The organism is Anaerolineae bacterium (assembly GCA_013178015.1).
Classification (GTDB): Bacteria; Chloroflexota; Anaerolineae; order DRVO01; family DRVO01; genus Ch71.
On record JABLXR010000065.1, the window covers coordinates 1 to 18,690 of the forward strand.

Sequence of the window (18,690 nt, forward strand, 5' to 3'; positions counted from 1 at the left end):
CAAACTCGTCTATCTGATCCATGATCCGGTCCGTCACCGACCAGTCAAATACCCCCTTGGCTAGCTCTATGTCCCTCCAGGCAAAGTTCTGCTTCACCCAGCCAAACCCCGCCTCCCGTATCATCCCCAAATCCCGATGCGCCGTCTCCGGCCGCCACCACAAAAACGCCTGCATCCCATACTCCGGCGACTCCATCGGTAGCCCCCGAGGCCCCTCAGCTAGAGGGACAGGGGTGCTGGGCGTGAGGGTGGGGGTCCCGCTGACAGACGATGCAGCAGGCTCCGGGGTATCCGTGGCAGGAGCTCCGGGCGCGGAGCCCTCCGATCGCCCTGGTATGATGAGCACCTGGCCCACCCTGATGCTGTTGGGGTTGGCGATATCGTTGGCGGCCGCCAAAGCGGCGAGTGTAACCCCGAACCTCTCAGCGATTGCGCTGAGGGTGTCCCCAGCCTGAACGGTGTAGGTAGTTGCCATCGGGGTCTCGGTAGCGGTCGGCATGGGGGACGCTGTGGGCAAGGGGGTCGCGGCCGCCTGCTGAGTAGGACCGCTCAGGCCGGGTGTGACCGCAGCCGTGGCCAGGTCCAAAGTGGGACGCGGGACCGGCGTCGGCTCCGGGGCAGCTGAGGAGCCGCAGCCGATCAGGAGAAGAGCGAGCAGAGAAAGGAGCAGCAGCTTTCTCACGTGTTCCACCCTCCTATGGCGGCGCACACGGTTCTACCTGAAGACGCCTCCGGAACTTGTCCGGTTCCGTCGGTCGGGACAGTCTACACGCTCGCTTCTCCCTTCGCACGGGCTCGGCCTTCCCGGACGGCGTCAGGCTACCAAGGGCGGAGGCTCCGGTGCGGCTGGGACTTCCATCGCCGGTCTGGGGTAGAGTCGCACCGCCCTAACCGAGGCGCAAGAGCTCGGGATCGGGGGCACATGCCGACCAGCACCGCCGCTCAGGTCCCTCGCTGGGCCCACACCACCAGAGCACGTCCGGCTAGCACTGCCGCTACACTTTCGCCGGAGGAGTGCACGCGCCCACTCCTCGAACGAAGGTGTTCCTGCGATGCAGCCGGGGCGGGCTCGCCTAGTCCGAGCGCAGCGAAGGCCCGGAGCGACAGCGCTGATCGGCATGTGCCCTCGATCCTGAGCCGCTACCGCGAGGCTTGACCGGAGCGGACGGCGCTGCTATACGATATACAGGCAGCCGATGTGCGCCACTGATTTCTCTGGTTAGTGTCGAGGTGTTCATTGTGAGAACCGTGTTTGGTCTGTTCAGAAGTTACGAGGACGCCGAGACGGCCGTCCACGACCTCCTCCACCGCAGGTTCGACCCCGAGCAGATCAACGTGGTCGCTCAAGGGCATGCGGCCACCAGCCACATCAGACAGACGCCGGAGCGCGACCAGCTGGACCTGACCGAGAGCCTGGGCGGCACCGCCTTCGGGCTGGATCGGCTCCTGGCCGGCAAGCAATCGGTGGCGGTCAGAGATGCCGGTGAGCTCCTCGCGGCTGGGGACCTGGCGGTGACTCTGGTGCGCACCGCCTCGGCGCCGGGCGCGGCCGGCGAGGGGTTGCGGATGGCTCTCCTCGACCTAGGAGTGCCAAACCAGGCCGCCGAGGCCTACCGAGCGGGAGTGCAGGCAGGAGGCGTCCTTCTCATCCTTTCCGTCGCCGACGAGCGCGCCGGTGAAGGGGCTCAGGCGTTGCAGGAGAGACATGCCTCCCACATGGCCGCCTACAATCTCTCGGAGGGCGGGAGGTGACCGTGCGCCGCAACCAGTTCGTGGACCAAGTGCAAGAGCGCTTAGGTCTGGCCAGCCGCGAGGAGGCGGAGCGGACGGTTGATGCCGTCCTCGAGACTCTGGGGGAGCGGCTGGAGCTCACCGAGAAGCACCACCTGGCCTCGCAGGTGGCGGCGGACCTCAAGGAGCCCATCCTGCGCCGCAAACGTACCGAGCGCTACGATCTCGAGGAGTTCTTCAACCGAGTCGGCGCTCGCGCCGGCGGGCTGAAGTACGCCCACGCGCAGAACCATACTAAGGTCGTCTTGTCACTGCTACGCGCAGCCATCGCCCCGGGTGAGTGGCGACACATCACTATGAAGCTCCCCGAGGACTACCGCAGCCTGCTGCGTGGGGACTCCTCAGACTGAGGTTGCCGGGAGGAACGAACCGCCGATGGAGCGCCGGTCCCCGCCAACGGGATGGCGAACCGGGCCAGAATCAGCGCAACATCAGCAACATGGGCGCGGCCATCTTCGCGGTTAGGGGTTGTCACGCCTCCCCTTGTATAATCCCCCCACCGCGGGCGCCGCGCCATACCGTGCGCGCCCCAAGCAGGAAGGGCTACACATGGTGCAGCGGATACTGACCGAAGACGAAGAGGCGTTGCTCGTCGGGGAGCGGCGGCGCCTCAACGACCTGCGCATCGCTCTCTCCAAGCTGGATCTCTCCGCGGATGACCAGGAGACACTGGAGAACTCGGTCAACCAGTTGGATGAGCTCTTTCTGCTGGTAGTCGTGGGCGAGTTCAACTCCGGCAAGAGCGCCGTCATCAATGCCCTGCTCGGGCAACGTCTGCTGGAGGAGGGTGTTACCCCCACGACTACCCGGATCCAGCTGATCCGCTATGGCGAGGACTTCCGCCGGAGCGCCAGCGACGATGGCCTGGGCGAGGTGGCTCTGCCGGCTCCTTTGCTGCGCGTCATCAACATCGTGGACACCCCCGGGACCAATGCCGTCTACCGTCAGCACGAGGCCCTCACTCAAGACTTCGTTCCCCGCTCGGACATCGTTCTCTTCGTCACCTCGGTGGACCGGCCCTTCACGGAAAGCGAGCGCCTGTTCCTAGAGGTCATTCGCGACTGGGGCAAGAAGATCGTCTTCGTGGTGAACAAGATAGACATTCTGGAAAGCCCGGAGGAAGTGGATCGGATCGAGGCCTTCGTGGCCGACCACGCCCGTCGCCTGCTGGGGCTCGACCCAGAGGTATTCCCCGTCTCGGCTCGGCTGGCGTTGCGGGCCAAGGCCTCGGGTGATGCTCAGGCTCTGGAAGACAGTCGGTTCCGGGCTCTAGAGGAGTATGTCGTCGCCACCCTGGACGAGAAGGAGCGCATCCGTCTCAAGCTCCGCAATCCCCTGGGGGTAGGCCGCCACCTGGCCCAGAAGTACCTTCAGGTAACCGAAAGCCGGCTGGGGCTGCTGCAGAGCGACATCGCCGCCATCGATGAGATCGGCCGCCAGTTGGGCATCTACAAGCAGGACATGACTCGCGAGTTCCAGCATCGCCTGGCCGAGGTGGACAACGCCTTGCACGCCCTGGAGAACCGCGGAGTCCAGTTTTTCGACGAGACCGTGCGGCTGGGCCGCGTCTTTGACCTGATGAACAAGGCCATGATCCGCTCCGAGTTCGAGCGCAAGGTGGTGGGAGACACGCCCCGCCTGCTGGAGGAGCGAGTCAACGACATCATAGACTGGCTGGTGGCCGGCAACCTGCGCCAATGGCAGGCCATCACCGACTACCTGGCCCAGAGACGCCTCCAGTACGCCGACCGCATCATAGGCCAGATGGGCGGCGGGTTCGACTACGATCGTTCGCGCCTGCTGGACACTGTGGGCCGAGCGGCCCAGCAAGTGGTGCACAACTACGATCAGCGCAGCGAGGCCAAGCGCATCGCGGATGCCGCCCAAGGGGCGGTGGCGGGGACGGCCCTGGCCGAGATCGGCGCCATCGGCCTGGGAGCGGCGGTGGCACTCCTGGCCACCAGCACCATGGCCGACGTAACCGGCGTGGCTGCAGCCAGCATGGTAGCAGTCCTGGGCCTATTCATCATCCCAGCGCGGCGCAGCCAGGCCAAGAGCCGCCTGCGTTCCCGCATCGGGGCCATGCGAGAGGACCTGACTCGAGCCCTGACCCACGAGTTTGACCAAGCTCTGGATCGCGACCTGCGCCGCATAGGCGAAGCCATATCGCCCTACACTCGTTTCGTTCGCGCGGAGCGGGCACGACTGATCGGCGCCCGCAGGGAGCTTACCCTTATCCTGAGAAGCTTGACCCAGCTTGCCGCCCGGGTGGAAGACCTGTAGTCAGCCCGGTACCTGGGCGTAAGGGCTGGCGCGGGCCGGGAGGCACTTGCAGCGTGGAGCCCGCCGAAGGGGCGCTACTGCAGGCTGGCAACGCCCCGCCTCCCGGGCCGGCGATGCCGTCCATCCGGCCCCGGATGGTCACGCATTGCCGCTGCCACGCGCCGGTTGACAACCGACGGCCCCTTCCCGACACTGAGTGGTGACGGGCGTTTTCGACCTTGCCGGTCTCACCGGCCTATACGAGTAAGGAGTGTGTTGTGGAGAGAGACGTTTTCACCTTCATCGTGGGCGGCAAGGCGGGAGAAGGCGTCAAGAAGTCCGGCTCCGTGGCCGCCAGCATCCTCGCCGACCTGGGCCGCAACATCTTCCAGATGGACGACTACCAGAGCCTCATACGTGGCGGGCACAACTTCTCCGTCGTGAGCAGCTCAACCGGCCCGATCACCAGCCACCACCTTCGAGCCCAGCTCATCGTCAACCTGGACGAGCGCAGCTATCACCTGCACCGCCAGGAGGTAGCCGAGGACGGCATTCTGGTCTACAACTCGGACGTGATGTCCGAAGCCGAGGGCATAGGGCTGCCCATGACCTCGGAGGCCAAGAAGTTCCCCCGGCCCGACCTGCGCGTAGGGGTGGCCTCCATCACCGTCCTGGCGGCGGCTCTGGGCCTGGATATGGACTACGTGGAAGAGGTTATCGCCCGCGAGTACAAGCGCGACCTGGAGAACAACGTCGCCTACGCCTCTCGCATCTTCGAGTTGGCCCGGCCCAAGATCGGCGGTCGGTTCCCGCTCGAGAGGGGAAACGCCACGGGCAAGGCCATCTACGGTGCCGAGGCCATCGCCCTCGGGGCCCTGGCCGGCGGGCTGGACCTGTACATGGCCTATCCCATGACCCCCTCCAGCCCCATCCTCCACTTCCTAGCGGCTCAGGGCCGGCCGTTCGGCGTCCACGCCCTGCATCTGGAGAGCGAGGTCTCGGTGGCCAACATGGCCGTGGGGGCCAGCTTCGCCGGGGCACGAGTAGCGGTGGGCAGCAGCGGAGGCGGCTTCGCCCTCATGGCGGAGGCGTTCTCGCTGGCGGGCATGATGGAGGCGCCCGTCCTATTCATCCTGGCATCGCGCTCCTCGCCGTCCACCGGCGTGCCCACCTACACCGAACAGGCCGACCTCAAGTTCGCCATCAGTGTGGGTCACGGCGATTTCCCTCGGGTGGTGGCCTGCCCCGGCACGGTGGAGGAGGCCTTCTACCTCACCGCCGACCTGCTGGGGCTGGCCTGGCGCTTCCAGTCGCCCGTGATCCTGCTCACCGAGAAGCATCTGGGCGAGAGCGCCATGAACGTGAGCCTCGACCCCTTCCGGGCCACCTGGGCCGAGCCCGTGCTCCATTCCGACGTAGGGGGAGGGCCTCTGTCCACGCCTTCGCTGGGTGCGCTTGAGCCTGCTCAGGAGGATGGCTACCGACGGTACCGCTTCACCGACAGCGGCGTCTCCCCCCTGCTGTTCCCGCCCTCTTCTCAAGTCATCAAGTGGAACAGCTACGAGCACGACGAGTACGGCATCACCACCGACCAACCGGAACCAACAGCGCGCATGCACGAGAAGCGGTACCGCAAGCGACAGGCGATCATCGAGCACCTGCGCGGCACCAAGACGGTCAACGTCTACGGTGAAGGGGGCCCGGTCATCTTCAGCTACGGCTCCAGCACCATGAGCGTACTGGAGGCCCTGCGCACCGGCGGCATCCAAGCCACCGTGGTGCAGCCCACCTACCTGGAGCCTTTCCCGGTGTGGGAGCTGGAGCGGTACCGGGGCAGCAACCCTATAGTGGTGGAGCAGAGCGTGGCCGGCCAGTTCTCGGCCCTCATCCGCGAGCAAGCGGGAGTATCTAGCGATCGGTTCATCCGCCGCTACGATGGGCGTCCCTTCGAACCCTCGGAACTAGCGCAGCAGATCAAGGAAATGATGTAGCTATGGAAGACCTGGGAACGTACGCCGAGAACACCTGGTGTCCCGGTTGCGGCAACTTCGCCATCCTCAACGCCTTCAAAGCCGCCATCGGCCGGCTGGAGGAGCAAGGGATCGGGCGGGATCGAATCGTCCTGGTGGCTGGAATCGGCCAGCACGGCAAGATCTTCGACTACATGAACGTGAGCGGGTTCTATGGCCTTCATGGCCGCTCCATGGCCAGCGCTCAGGCCATCAAGCTGGCCAACCCCGACCTGAAGGTGGTGGACTTCGTGGGCGATGGCGACGCGCTAGGCGAGGGGCTCGAGCACACCATCTTCGCCGCCAAGCGCAACGCCGACATCACCATGATCCTGCACGACAACGGGGTCTACGCCCTCACCACCGGCCAGTACACCCCCACCAGCGCCCGTGGCTATCGGGGCCCTTCCACCCCTACCGGCACCGTGGAGGATCCCATACATCCGCTGCCTCTCATGCTGGAGGCAGGCGCCTCCTTCATCGCCCGCGGCTACTCGGGGGAACTGGAGCACCTCACCGACCTCATGGTGCAGGCCGTGCTCCACGAAGGCTTCTCCTTCGTGGACGTGCTCCAGCCCTGCGTCACCTTCAACAACACCTGGCGGGAGTACAACCAGCTGGTGGAGATCACCGACCGCACCGCCACCACCCCCGAGGAGGCCAGGGCCATCTTCAGCCGCACGGACCGGTTGCCCATTGGGGTGCTATACCGGCGGGACGATGTCCCCTTCCACCGGCGGCTCTATGAAGACTTCAACCCCGTTCGGGACAAGGAGCCCCGAGAGGCGCGCCAGCGTCGGGTGGCCCAGTTCCTGGGGGTGCCGGAGGAGCCCGAGCGGGAGTACAAGGGCCCGCGCGAACGGCCCTAGCCCAGCCGGACATGAGTGGACCGGTGCGGAGAGCCTTCCTGTAGTAGCTCAAAATCGGGCCATGGGTCCTCAAGCAGCACCGCCGCTCCGGGCTGAACCCCGGAGCTAGGACAAGGCGAAGCCGGCCTTCGCCGGCTGGGAAAGCACCCTAGCCCGCGGAGGCGGGCTTCGCTCACCCATAGCTCCGCGGCTTAAGCCCGGAGCGATGCTGGCGCGGCTCAAGGTTCTTACCCCCCGATCGTGAGTTCCTGCGCCTTCACACCGGCATCTCCCTGAGGTACACTCCAGGGCACTGCCTGGACCGTCGCCCGGCAGGCTGCCCGACCACCCCGGAGAGGTACATCCATGGCACCACCCCGGAACCAGATCCTCTATCTGTCCTACGAAGCCGTCGCCCGCATCGGGCCCGGCATGGCGGAGGTCATTGAAGCCCTGGAACGGGCCTTCCGGGAGAAGGGAGAAGGCCGAGTGGAGATGCCGCCCAAGCCCGGCATTCACCCCGGCGGTGGCGACAACTTCATCCACGCCATGCCCGCCTACATCCCGGCCCTGGGTGCTGCCGGGGTCAAGTGGGTGAGCGGATACCCGGGCAACCGCAGCCGGGGCCTCCCCTACATCAACGGGCTGCTCATCCTGAACGACCCGGACACCGGCCTGCCCATCTCGGTCATGGACTGCGTCTGGATCACCGCGGTGCGCACCGGTGCTGCCACCGCCGTGGCGGCCCGCTACCTGGCCCGGCCCGAGTCGTCCATCGCCGGCATCCTAGGGTGCGGAGTGCAAGGGCGGAGCAATCTGGAGGCGCTGAAGGTGCTCTTCCCTCTGGAAGAAGCCCGCGCCTACGACGTGATCCCTGAAGCGGCCCACCGCTACGCCGCGGACATGTCCGTGCGGCTGGACATGGAGGTGCGCGCGGTGCCCTCCCCCAGGGAGGCGGTCAGCGGATGCGACCTGGTGGTAACCGCCGGGCCCATCCTCAAGGAGCCCCACGCTACCATCAAGGCCGGCTGGCTGGGCGAGGGCACCTTCGCCTCCCTGGTGGACTACGATTCCTACTGGGATCGGGCGGCACTGCGAGAGCTGGACCTGTTCTGCACCGACGATGTGCCCCAGCTCCGCCACTATCAGCAACTGGGCTACTTCCAGGACATCCCGCCCATCCATGCCGACCTGGGCCAACTAGTGGTAGGGGCCAAGCCCGGCCGGCAGCACGCCTGGGAGAGAACGGCCACGGCCAACCTGGGGCTGGCGCTGGACGATATGGCCGTGGCCCCGCTGGTCTATCGTCGGGCACAGGAGGAGGGCGTGGGAGTCTGGCTGCCCCTGTAGGTTGCCTACCCCGAACCACCCTTCCAGGCCGGATCGGATCATGCACCCAGAGGGTTGGCAGCCGACTGAGAGCTCGATGGCGGAGGTGCGCATATGGCTGAAGGCGGAATGGGGTTCGCCAACTTCAGGCTGTCGTTCGCTTCCTTACTCGTGCTAGGCCTCATTCTCGGTCCCTGGGCGCCGCTGAGCGTCGTCGACACCGCGCCGGCGACCCTCTTCGTCAAAGCCGATGCCGCCGGCGGAGACTGCACTCAGTCTCAGCCCTGCACTCTGGCCGCTGCCCTGGCAACGGCCACCGGCGGCGACACCATCTACGTGGCCGAGGGCACCTATGTCGGTGCCGGCGATCAGGCGGTAGTCACGCTCGCCAAGAGCCTCACGCTCTACGGGGGCTGGGACGGCTCGCCTACCGGTCCTCCCGTCCGCGATCCTAGCGCCCGTCCTACGATCCTGGATGGCGAGGGCGCCAGACGAGTGGTCCAGGTCACTGCTGGTACTTCCACTCTAGAGGGCTTCACCATCACCCGCGGCTACAGCAGTTCCTCCGGCGGAGGCATCTATGCCATCGAAGCCGGGATCAACCTGCGGGGCAACCGCATCACCGACAACGTGTCGGGGCATGACGGCGGCGCCCTCTTCATCAGCCGCGGTTCGGCGCAGATCGTGGGCAACGACATTTCCGGCAACAGCGCTACGTGGGCGGCCGGGCTGCGCCTCATCAACGATGTCGACGTCAGCGTGATCGGGAACCGGATTCACGACAACCAGGCCACCATCTCAGGTGGCGCGATGGAGATCGCTTGCTGCGGCAGGGTCACCGCTTTCATCGCCGCCAACGTCATCAGCGACAACGACGGCGGCTCTCTGGGCGGGGGCGTGCTGGTGGAGTCCACCAGCGCCACTCTGCAGAACAACATCCTGGCTCGCAACCAGGCAACCCGAGGCAGCAACGTCTATGCCGAGGGTTCAACTGAGTTCCCGGCCAGCGTCGCCATGACCAACAACACCCTGGTGGGTAGCGGGGCCGGCAGCGAGGGGATTTGGGTGGACGCGTACGTCACCGCCGTCTTGGTGAACAACCTGATCACCGGCCACGGCGTGGGCATGCCCATCCCTGCCGCCGGCAGCGCCGTGACCGCCGAGCACAACCTGTTCTGGAACGCCGAGGACCCCTACACCGGCATCGCGCCGGTGCTGGCCGATCCGAGGCTGGATCCCGCCCATCACCTCACGGCCGACTCACCGGCACGCGACGCGGGGAAAGCGGTCGGGTTGGCCACGGACATAGACGGCGACAGCCGCCCCTTCTCTGGCTCGTACGACATTGGGGCGGACGAGTACGTCGAGGATGTGGCGAAGAGCTACCTACCCCTGGTGACGAAGCGAACGGCGGTTGAGGGCAGTCAGCCGTGAGCCACGGCAGGAGGTCGCTTCTCGAGCGTCGAGGCCGCGCCACGCGGCGCGGCGGATCACTCCGGATTGGAAGCCAGGCCCGCTCCGGCCAACAGCGCCGCACCCACTATGCCGGCTTCGTTGAGCATGCGGGCTGGGGCGAGGCGGGCGCGGGTGTGAAGCAGGGGTAGGAACTTCTCGTGCCTCTTGCTCACCCCGCCCCCGATGATGAACAGATCCGGCCAGAGAAGGAACTCGAGCAGGCGTAGGTACTCCTCCACTCGGGCGGCCCACTGGGGCCACTTCAGGCCGTCGCGCTTGCGGGCCCGGTCCGACGCCCATTCCTCGGCGTCTCCCTGGTGCAGGGGGAGGTGTCCCAGTTCGGTGTTGGGCATCAGCTTCCCACCGACGAAAACGGCGCTGCCGATGCCGGTGCCGAACGTGAGGAGGATCACCACCCCCTTCTCCCCCCGGCCGGCGCCGAACTCCATCTCCGCCACACCGGCAGCATCGGCATCGTTGACCAGCACCACCGGAAGGCCGGTCCGCTCCGACAGCAGCCTCTGCCCATCCGTCCCGATCCAGGCCTGATCCACGTTGGCTGCAGTCTGCACCACGCCGTCCTTGATCACGGCGGGGAAGGTGCACCCGATCGGCCCCTGCCACCGGAAACGCGCCACCAACTCCCCTACCACTTCCACTACGGCCTCCGGCCTAGAGGGCTGGGGAGTGCGTATCCGGTGACGCTCGCCCGTGAGCTGCCCCCTCTCCACGTTCACCGGAGCGCCCTTGATGCCGCTGCCACCGATGTCTATGCCGAGGATCTCCATCGTCATGCTCCTGCGCCCTCAAGGAACCATCGGCGCTGCCGTACCGCGGATCCGGTCGCCAGACTCGCGTGCCTGTCGCGCTTCGGCCTCGTGTCGGGGAGCCTACACCCCGGCCGGCGTCGCGCCTGGAGGCGCAGACTCCTCGACAAACGTGCCGGTCACAAAGGACCACCGACCTGCGTACCGACGATGATGTTGAGCCTAGCGATGGATATTGTATAAGGGTGGCCACCGGTGGCAAAGCGTCCCCGGCCATGGAGGCCCGAGGAACGCCATTCCCGGTTGCTGCCGGATCACGTCCAAGGGGGACCGTCGTGAACACCAACACCGTGAGAGAGAGCCTCGTGCGGGCCATGGAGCAGTTCGAGATCATAGACGCTCACGAGCACTTGGGCCCGGAGGCGAACCGGCTGGCGATGGAGGTGGACGTGTTCACCCTCTTCGCCCACTACACTCGGGGAGACCTGGCCGTGGCCGGCATGAGCGAGGCCGAGTACCAGTCGCTCTACAACCAGGCCATTCCCCTGGAGCGCCGCTGGCAGACCTTCGCCCCCTACTGGGAGCGGATTCGCTGGACTTCCTACTCCCGCGCCGCCCTCCTGGCCGCCAAGAGGTTCTACGGCTTCGACGACATCAACGACGAGACCTACGGCCCTCTCTCCGAGGCCATCAAGAAAGCCAATACCCCCGGCCTCTACCAGCGAGTGCTGGGAGATGCCTGCAACATCCGCCTGGCCTTGACCCAGTGCCGCCTGACCCAGCTGGATTCACCCCTACTGGTGCCGGTCATGCCCATGGTCTACGAGATGGAGACCTGGGCCGACCTCGCCCATCCTCCCTTCGAGCCCGCTGCTACCATTCGCTCCCTGGACGACTACCTCGACGCCGCCCGGCGCTACGTCCTGCGAGTCAAGTCCGAAGGAGCGGTGGGGCTCAAGATGGTCTCCAATCCCTACGGCGACCCCGACCGGTCCGAAGCCATCAGCTTGTTTGAAGGCCTGCGGTCCGGCGCTCATGACCGTCTGCCCGGAGTCAACCGCCTGCGCGACTACGTGGTGGACCAGGTGGTGGCCTTCGCCGCTCAGCAGGACCTGGTCATCGCCGTCCACACTGGCTACTGGGGCGACTTCCGCCAGCTCGATCCCCTGCACATGATCCCCCTGCTCCAGCGGCACCCCACGGCCAGGTTCGACATCTACCACCTGGGCTACCCCTGGATGCGCGAGACGCTCATGCTGGGCAAGGGCTTCCCCAACGTGTGGCTTAACCTGGCCTGGACCCACATCATCTCCCAGCGGTTCGCCACCGCCGGGCTGGACGAGGCCATAGACCTAGTGCCGGCCAACAAGGTCCTGGCTTTCGGGGGAGACTACGCCGTGCCGGTGGAGAAGGTTTATGGGCACCTGGTCATGGCCCGGGAGAACATCTCCGAGGCCCTGGCCAGGCGGGTGGTGGAAGGCCAGATGACCGAGACCCAGGCCCAGGCCCTGGCCCACCGCTGGTTCTGGGAGAACCCGGTGGAGCTGTATCGGCTGGGGGGAAGGAGGGAAGGAGGGAAGGAGTAGAGGAGACAGGAGGGAAGGAGACAGGAGGGAAGGAGTAGAGGAGACGGGAGGGGAAGGAGGGAAGGAGTAGAGGAGACAGGAGTAAAGGAGACTGGAGGGAAGGAGATGGGCGAGGGGAGTGTAAGGGAGCCGGCGAGACGGTTTGATGACTTGGTGGTATGGCAGAAGGCGCATCAGCTGGTTCTGGACGTGTACGCCATGACTGAGGGCTTTCCCAAGCACGAGTTGTTCGGACTGACCTCGCAGGTGAGGCGTGCGGCCGTCTCGGTGCCGGCCAACATCGCTGAGGGGTTCAGGCGACGAGGCCACTCAGACAAGGTGCGCTTCCTCAACATCGCCCAGGCCTCGCTCGAGGAGTGCCGCTACTACTTCATCCTCGCCCGGGACCTCAACTACTGCCAGCCTCATGGCCCGCTAACGCAGCTGGACGAGGTCAGTCGCCTGCTGGACGCCTACATCGCCGGAATACACCGCTCCAGACGCAACCCGCCCTAACTCCTCCACTCCTTCCCTCCTTACCCTCCTGTCTCCTTTACTCCTTCCCTCCTGTCTCCTTCCCTCCTTCCCTCCTCTCTCCTTCCCCCTACCTCCTCGTCTCGATGTACTCCAGCGACTGGTGGCGGAAGTAAGTGTTGTACAGGCCGGCGTAGTGGCCTCCGGCCGCCATGAGTTCGTCGTGCGTCCCTTCCTCGATGATCCGTCCTCGCTCCAGCACCACGATACGGTCGGCCCGTCGCACCGTGGAGAGGCGGTGGGCGATGATGATGGCTGTCCGGCCGCGCAAGGCCTCCTCCAGTCCCGCCTGGATCTGGGCCTCAGTGAAGGGGTCCACGCTGGCGGTAGCCTCGTCCAGGACCAGGATCGAGGGATCGTGGAGCAGCACCCGCGCCAGGGCCACCAGTTGCCTTTGGCCCATGCTCAGCCGCGAGCCTCGCTCCCCCACATCCGTGGCCATGCCGTCAGGCAGGTCGGCCAACCAGTCCCCGCCACCGATCTGTTGTGCCGCCTGCGAAGCTTCCGCCTCGGTGGCCCAGGGGGCACCATAGCGAATGTTGTCCAGTATCGTGCCCGAGAAGAGAAAGGGAGACTGCGGCACCAGCCCCAGCTGCCGCCGGTACGAGGCCAGGTCCAGGCTACGGATGTCCATGCCATCCACCAGGATTTGCCCACCCTGGAACTCATAGAAGCGGGCGATCAGGCGGGCCAGGCTGCTCTTGCCCGCTCCCGTATGCCCCACGAAGGCGACGGTCTCTTGGGGCCGCACGTGGAGGGAGAAGTCGCTGAACACCTCGTCGCCCTCGACGTAGGCGAAATACACGTTCCGGAACTCGATCTCGCCTCGCAGCCGGCCCACCGCGCGGTGGCCGGTCTGCACCACCTTCGGATCGGCATCCATCAGCGAGAACACCCGCTCTGCTGCTGCCAGGCCGTCCTGGAACTGACTCCAGAAGGATGCGATGCTGGTGAGAGGGAACCAGAAGTAGCCCATCGCCTGGATGAACAGGTACCACGTGCCCGGCGTCAGGGCCTGGCCGAAGACGGCGGCACCTCCGGCGTACACCAGCGCCGCCGTGCCCAGCGCCGCCAGAGAGTCGAGCATGGGGAAGACGTTCTCCATGACGATGCCGCGGCGTAACCCGACTCGGTAAGCCTCGCGGTTGATGTCCCGGAACCTCTGGTACAGCTCGGCTTCCCGGCGGAAGCCCTTGGCCACGGCGATGCCGGCCACAGACTCCTGCACATTGGCGTTGACCAGCGCCCGTGCCTGTTTGGCCGCCAGCGTCACGCGACGGGCGATCCTGCGCCACAGCAGGGCGAAGCCGAGGATGAGGGGCGACATCCCCAACACTACCAATGCCAGCCGCCACTCCACGTAGAAGAGCACGCCCAGGATCAGAACCACCAGCAGCACCTCGCTCAGAAGGTTCATCACCAAGGTGACGACGCGGGTGAAGTCCTGGGTGTCGGCAACCACCCGGCTGACCACCTTGCCGGAGGAGTTGGTGTCGAAGAAGGACAGGTCTCGCCGGACGACGGCGGCGAAGCTATCCTGCCGCAGTTGCAGAACCACATTGCCCACCGCTCTCGACGACGCCCGATACTGCCAATAGTTGAAGAGCCAGCCTAGCGTCCCCGACGCCAGGATGCCCAGGAAAAGCAGCAGGAGCGTGCCGGCAGCCGGTTGCTGTGCCAGCAGGTCTATTCCTCGCGTTATCAGCAGGGGCCGGCCGGTGTTGAACAGCGAGACACACACGACCATGGCTGCCACCAGGACCATGCGCTTGCGCTCGGGGCGGAAGTATCCCACCACCCGCCGCAGGAGCTCGCGGTCGCCGTAGGTGCGGTCGTACTCCTCGGTTCCCAGCCCATCCATGATGAAGCCCACGGTTATGCGGCCTCCCCACTTCCCTGAGGCGAGGGGCTAGAAGCACTTCGCGCCCGCTGTGGTGGGGCACTCGGGGGTGACCCTTCATAGCGGGCGAAGATGTTGCGGTAAGCCAGTGATCGCTGCAACAAGTCCTCGTGCGTGCCCTGGTCCTCCAGCCTGCCCTGGCGAAGCACCAGTATCCGATCGGCCCACCGAATCTGCGATAGCCGATGGGTGATGAGGAAGGTGGTGCGCCCGCGGCTCACCCGGCTCATGGCCAGCTGGATCTGGTCCTCGGTAGCGCTGTCAATGGCGCTGGTCGAGTCGTCCAGGATGAGGATGCGGGGGTTGGTGGCGAAGGCACGGGCGATGGCAATGCGCTGGCGCTGCCCCCCCGACAGAGTCACGCCTCGCTCTCCCACCACGGTGTCATACCCTTGCGGCAGGGCCATAATGAAGTCGTGTGCCTGCGCCTCCCGGGCGAAGCGTTCGATGTCCTCCCGGCTCAAGTCGGCCCCGGCACCGAAGGCAATGTTCTCAGCGATGCTGCGGGAGAAGAGGAAGACGTCCTGCTCGATGGTGGAGATCTGGGAGCGGAGGGATTCGATGCTCCAGTCGCGCACATCAGTGCCATCTACCAGAACCCGTCCCTGGGAGACGTCGTAGATGCGGTTGATCAGCCTGGTGAGGGTGGTCTTGCCCGAGCCGGTCTGGCCCACGATGGCGACCGTCTCGCCCGGCCTGGCGTGGAAGCTGATGCCATGCAACACCTCGGCGCCATCGTAAGAGAAGCTCACATCCTCGAAGACCACCTCGCCCGATATCTCCCCGGACACGCCCGCCTTGTTCTCGTCCAGCTCGGTCCGGGCTTCGATCAACTCCAGAATGCGCTCCGCTCCGGCCAGGCCCAGCTGCACCAGGCTGAAGGTGAATATGGAGATGAACGTAGGGAACTGCAGCAGGCCCAACAGGCCCATGAAGGCGATAATGTCCCCCAACGTCACCAGCCCTCGACCGTAGAGCAGGAGCGCGTGCGTGAAAGCGACGGCAAGCATCACGTAGTACGCCAGGAGGGGCAGGTAGCGAGCCTGTATCTCGCCCTGGCGCACCGACAGGTCGCGGTAGCGGCTGGCGTCGGCGGTGAAGCGTTCCCGCTCTCTCGGCTCCTGGGCATTGGCTTTGACCACCTCGATCCCCGAGATCACCTCCTCTAGCCCGGCACTGATGGCCCCGTACTGCACCTGCTGGGCCTCGGCCACCGGTTCGAGCCGGCGGTTGTAGTGCCAGATGGTCAGCCCCAGAACAGGCACGAACAGTAGGGGAACCAGCAGCAGCCGGGTGTTGATGCCGGCAATGGTGACGATGGGTATTACTAGGCTCATCCCCGAGGAGAAGATCAGGCGCAGCCCAGGGCTGAACATCAGGTTCAGCTGCCGGACGTCGTTGGTGGCGCGCGCCATCACGTCCCCCAAACGCTGTCGTCCGTGGAAGCTGAGGCTCTTGCCCAGCAGGCTCAGGTACAGCTCGTCACGGGCGTCGCGCTCCAGCCGCTGGGCCAAGAACTCATTGGCCACGTTCCCCAGAAGGCTCGACCCAGCCGATCCGAGGCCGAAGCCCAGCACTCCCAGAGCTATGAGCAACAGCGCACGCAGGTTGCCTTCAGGGCTGACGACGTGATCGAAGGCGGCGCCGATACCCAGCTGCACCCGGGCGCTCATCCAGTTGGCGAGCACCGTGGTCACCAGAGTGCCCGCCACGAGGTGCGGGTAACGCCAGACGTGGGAGATGATCCAGCGCGCCGGGCCACTGCGGTTGTAGGCATATGAGCCGGTGACAGTGAACTCGGCCTTGGCCAATGACCCTCCAGACAAGCTCACTCCGGAGCATCGGGTATCATGGCACAGCCGGGCCGATTGCGCACCGTAGCCGAGCCGGGGCCAAAGGACGCGCCATCCCAGCGGTGCAGGCGTTGCCGGGAGGCACGGGAGTAGCCGGCCACTCAGAAAGCCGAAGCAGGGCCCGGGGAATCGAGGCCCGGTTCCCGCGAGGAGGACCGGGCCTCGATGGCTCTTCCGTCGTGCGGCAGTGGTCTAGGGAAGGGTTCGGTACTCGATGCCCAGGTAAGGGCGTCCCGTGCCCCCTGGGTCCCTACCCAACTCGACCATCCCCGTCTGGACATCGCGGGAACGCCTGACCCACCAGGTGATGCTCACGCTATCGCCGGGGTCGAATCCCTCCAGAGCCTGCCTGAGCGTCAGGTCGGGGCCCAGGTTGCGACCGTCTACCGCCAGGATGATGTCCCCGGGCTCCAGGCCGAGAGCGTCAGCCGGGCTGCCCGGCTCCACCATCAGCACCAGCGCTCCCGTCTCCGGCCGATACGGCGGCACCACCTGGGTGGGCGGCTCGGGCACGGGTATGGCGGGGACGGTGACCACCCTTTCGGGCACAGGTCCGTAGTACTGAGGCCCGCGAGAGGAACTGGTCCGCAGGAAGAGTAGGCTCCCGACGCAGGCACACACGAGGCACAGAATCAGGAGCAGTATGAGTACGGCGGCGATGCCAACCACCCACCATACCCCGCTGTTGGATCTCTGTTCGCTCACTGTAACCCTCCGCTGAGATCTGACTCGGGGAGACATCGCCCCGGGATGAGAGAGGCGCAGGAACCTACGCCAGATGCCGTCCGCCGGTGAGTGAAGCCCTTGGGCGCCAACACGGACTTCTCGGCTGGCCGAGCGACCCAGGCGGCCCTATTATACGGCAACTCCCATTCTCTGCATCCCTGAGGAGCGGCGATGGACTTCGGTGGCGCGGCGGCGCTCGTCACGGGAGGTTCCAGCGGCATTGGGCTAGCAACGGCCCGGCAGCTGGCGGCCCACGGTGCCCACGTGTGGCTGGTGGCCCGGAACGAGGAGAGACTCAAGACTGCCCTGGCCCAGGTCGAGTGCAATCGCATCTCGCCTGAGCAGCGCTTCGGCTATGCGGCAGCCGATGTGGGCGAGGCGGAACAGGCGGCCACGGCAGTGACCCAGGTCCAGGAGCAGGTCGGGGTGCCGGATCTGGTGCTGAACTGCGCCGGGGTGGCCCACCCAGGTTACTTCCAGGAGCTGGACCTGGAGATCTTTCGCTGGATGATGCAAGTCAACTACTTCGGCACCGTGCACGTGACCAAGGCGGTGGTGCCGGGCATGATCGCCCGCCGGTCCGGGCACATCGTCAACATCTCGTCGGTGGCCGGCTTCCTGGGCGTCTTTGGGTACACCGCCTACGGGGCCTCCAAGTACGCCGTTCGCGGCTTCTCCGAGGTGCTGCGGGCGGAGATGAAACCCTACGGAGTGAAGGTGTCGGTGGTCTTCCCCCCCGACTGCGACACTCCGCAGCTGGCCTACGAGGACCAGTATAAGCCCCCCGAGACCAGAGCCCTGGCGAGCAACAGCACCTGCCTCTCTCCGGACCAGGTGGCTGCCGCCATCCTCAAGGGGGTGAGCAAGGGCCGGTACGTGATCCTCCCTGGGCTGGAGGCAAGCCTCCTCTACCGGCTGTCGGGGCTCGTGGGAGGTCTGACCTATCCCATCATGGATTACCTCATCGCCCGGGCCCGCCGCGGGCAGGGGCGGGCCTGAGGGGTCAGCGTAGGCACTGGAGCAGAAGGGAAGCCAGCAGTACCAGTATCACCATCGTGGTGACGGCGATGGCCAGCCACAGGCCGGGAGCCAGCTGCGGTCCCTCGCCCGTCGGCTGGGGTCCGTTTCCTCCATTTGGTTCGCCAGGCCCTTCGCGGCTCATGTCTACCTTCGCGCCGGTGATACTCCTGAAGCTGACCGGTTGCTCTGCCCCGGTTTACAGTGCCTTCGGTGGGCAGGCAAGCCCCTCAGGAGGACCGGGGAGCCAGAGCCTGCCAAGCCGGCCCCTTCGCCTTGCTCAGGGCCTCGGCTGAGGGTAGGCCCTAGTCTCCCCCTCGAGGAGTGGGCGCCACCAGGCGCGGTACGCACTGGGCGACAGGGCGCGCGTGGGCGCGCGCACTCCTCATGAGGAAGGTGCACCCGCGGCACAAGTCAGGCCCGCCCCCGTCACCCCATCCATGTCTCCTCTACCCCGCCCCGTCGCCCCCGAGGAGTGGGCGCTACCAGGCGCGGTACGCACTGGGAGACAGGGCGCGCGTGGGCGCGCGCACTCCTCAGAGTAAGGTGTGCCTGCAGCACAGGTCAGGCCCGCCCCCGTCACCCCGTCCGTCTCTCCCCTACCCCGCCCCGTCTTCCCCGAGGAGTGGGCGCC

Annotated in this window: 16 protein-coding genes; 10 read left to right on the forward strand and 6 right to left on the reverse strand. The window is 66.1% G+C overall.

From position 1 onward, the window contains the following. Nucleotides 1-682, reverse strand: a 682-nt coding sequence (locus tag HPY83_17980) for a LysM peptidoglycan-binding domain-containing protein (GenBank protein ID NPV09835.1), incomplete at its 3' end; no start/stop codon positions are given. A gap of 557 nt (nucleotides 683-1,239) precedes the next feature. Here HPY83_17980 and HPY83_17985 point away from each other — a divergent pair. The 7 genes from HPY83_17985 to HPY83_18015 all read left to right on the forward strand — a co-directional run bounded on the left by HPY83_17985 (nucleotide 1,240) and on the right by HPY83_18015 (nucleotide 9,673). Then, entirely contained in the window at nucleotides 1,240-1,752 is a 513-nt protein-coding gene (locus HPY83_17985) for a hypothetical protein (GenBank protein NPV09836.1), read from the forward strand. Then, nucleotides 1,749-2,141 (forward strand): DUF2267 domain-containing protein, encoded by a 393-nt coding sequence (locus HPY83_17990; protein ID NPV09837.1) that lies wholly within the window; start codon nucleotides 1,749-1,751, stop codon nucleotides 2,139-2,141. Before HPY83_17985 ends, HPY83_17990 begins: the two co-directional genes overlap by 4 nt. Nucleotides 2,142-2,340: 199 nt before the next feature. Next, the gene (locus HPY83_17995; protein NPV09838.1) at nucleotides 2,341-4,074 is read left to right on the forward strand and encodes a GTP-binding protein; all 1,734 of its coding nucleotides are present in this window, start codon (nucleotides 2,341-2,343) and stop codon (nucleotides 4,072-4,074) included. 257 nt (nucleotides 4,075-4,331) lie between these two features. After that, entirely contained in the window at nucleotides 4,332-6,044 is a 1,713-nt protein-coding gene (locus HPY83_18000) for a 2-oxoacid:acceptor oxidoreductase subunit alpha (GenBank protein NPV09839.1), read from the forward strand. 2 nt (nucleotides 6,045-6,046) lie between these two features. Continuing rightward, on the forward strand, nucleotides 6,047-6,931 hold the full coding sequence (locus HPY83_18005; protein NPV09840.1) for a 2-oxoacid:ferredoxin oxidoreductase subunit beta: 885 nt from the start codon (nucleotides 6,047-6,049) through the stop codon (nucleotides 6,929-6,931). A 345-nt stretch (nucleotides 6,932-7,276) separates the two neighbouring features. Beyond that, nucleotides 7,277-8,260 carry an ornithine cyclodeaminase family protein gene (locus HPY83_18010; protein NPV09841.1) on the forward strand — a complete coding sequence of 328 codons (984 nt, stop codon included), beginning with the start codon at nucleotides 7,277-7,279 and terminating at the stop codon, nucleotides 8,258-8,260. Nucleotides 8,261-8,353: 93 nt separating this feature from the next. Further along, a complete protein-coding gene (locus HPY83_18015) occupies nucleotides 8,354-9,673 on the forward strand; it encodes a DUF1565 domain-containing protein (protein ID NPV09842.1) in 1,320 nt (439 codons plus the stop codon). Nucleotides 9,674-9,729: 56 nt separating this feature from the next. Here HPY83_18015 and HPY83_18020 read toward each other — a convergent pair whose 3' ends face one another. Continuing rightward, on the reverse strand, nucleotides 9,730-10,482 hold the full coding sequence (locus HPY83_18020) for an ROK family protein (GenBank protein NPV09843.1): 753 nt from the start codon (nucleotides 10,480-10,482) through the stop codon (nucleotides 9,730-9,732). A 314-nt stretch (nucleotides 10,483-10,796) separates the two neighbouring features. Between HPY83_18020 and HPY83_18025 the strand changes: the two genes are divergently transcribed. Then, nucleotides 10,797-12,047 (forward strand): amidohydrolase family protein, encoded by a 1,251-nt coding sequence (locus HPY83_18025; protein ID NPV09844.1) that lies wholly within the window; start codon nucleotides 10,797-10,799, stop codon nucleotides 12,045-12,047. Between the two features lie 105 nt (nucleotides 12,048-12,152). Continuing rightward, nucleotides 12,153-12,542: a four helix bundle protein gene (locus HPY83_18030; protein ID NPV09845.1), complete on the forward strand. Its 390-nt coding sequence runs from the start codon at nucleotides 12,153-12,155 to the stop codon at nucleotides 12,540-12,542. A gap of 88 nt (nucleotides 12,543-12,630) precedes the next feature. On the opposite strand, the gene HPY83_18035 is transcribed toward HPY83_18030, so the two are convergent. The 3 genes from HPY83_18035 to HPY83_18045 all read right to left on the reverse strand — a co-directional run bounded on the left by HPY83_18035 (nucleotide 12,631) and on the right by HPY83_18045 (nucleotide 17,054). Next, a complete protein-coding gene (locus HPY83_18035; GenBank protein ID NPV09846.1) occupies nucleotides 12,631-14,433 on the reverse strand; it encodes an ABC transporter ATP-binding protein in 1,803 nt (600 codons plus the stop codon). 2 nt (nucleotides 14,434-14,435) lie between these two features. Continuing rightward, nucleotides 14,436-16,271 (reverse strand): ABC transporter ATP-binding protein, encoded by a 1,836-nt coding sequence (locus HPY83_18040; protein ID NPV09847.1) that lies wholly within the window; start codon nucleotides 16,269-16,271, stop codon nucleotides 14,436-14,438. A 234-nt stretch (nucleotides 16,272-16,505) separates the two neighbouring features. Next, a complete protein-coding gene (locus HPY83_18045) occupies nucleotides 16,506-17,054 on the reverse strand; it encodes a PDZ domain-containing protein (protein NPV09848.1) in 549 nt (182 codons plus the stop codon). A gap of 156 nt (nucleotides 17,055-17,210) precedes the next feature. Here HPY83_18045 and HPY83_18050 point away from each other — a divergent pair, with 156 nt between their 5' ends. Next, on the forward strand, nucleotides 17,211-18,038 hold the full coding sequence (locus tag HPY83_18050) for an SDR family oxidoreductase (GenBank protein NPV09849.1): 828 nt from the start codon (nucleotides 17,211-17,213) through the stop codon (nucleotides 18,036-18,038). Between the two features lie 4 nt (nucleotides 18,039-18,042). Here HPY83_18050 and HPY83_18055 read toward each other — a convergent pair whose 3' ends face one another. After that, nucleotides 18,043-18,201, reverse strand: a complete 159-nt coding sequence (locus HPY83_18055; GenBank protein NPV09850.1) for a hypothetical protein — start codon at nucleotides 18,199-18,201, stop codon at nucleotides 18,043-18,045. Nucleotides 18,202-18,690 lie beyond the last annotated feature (489 nt).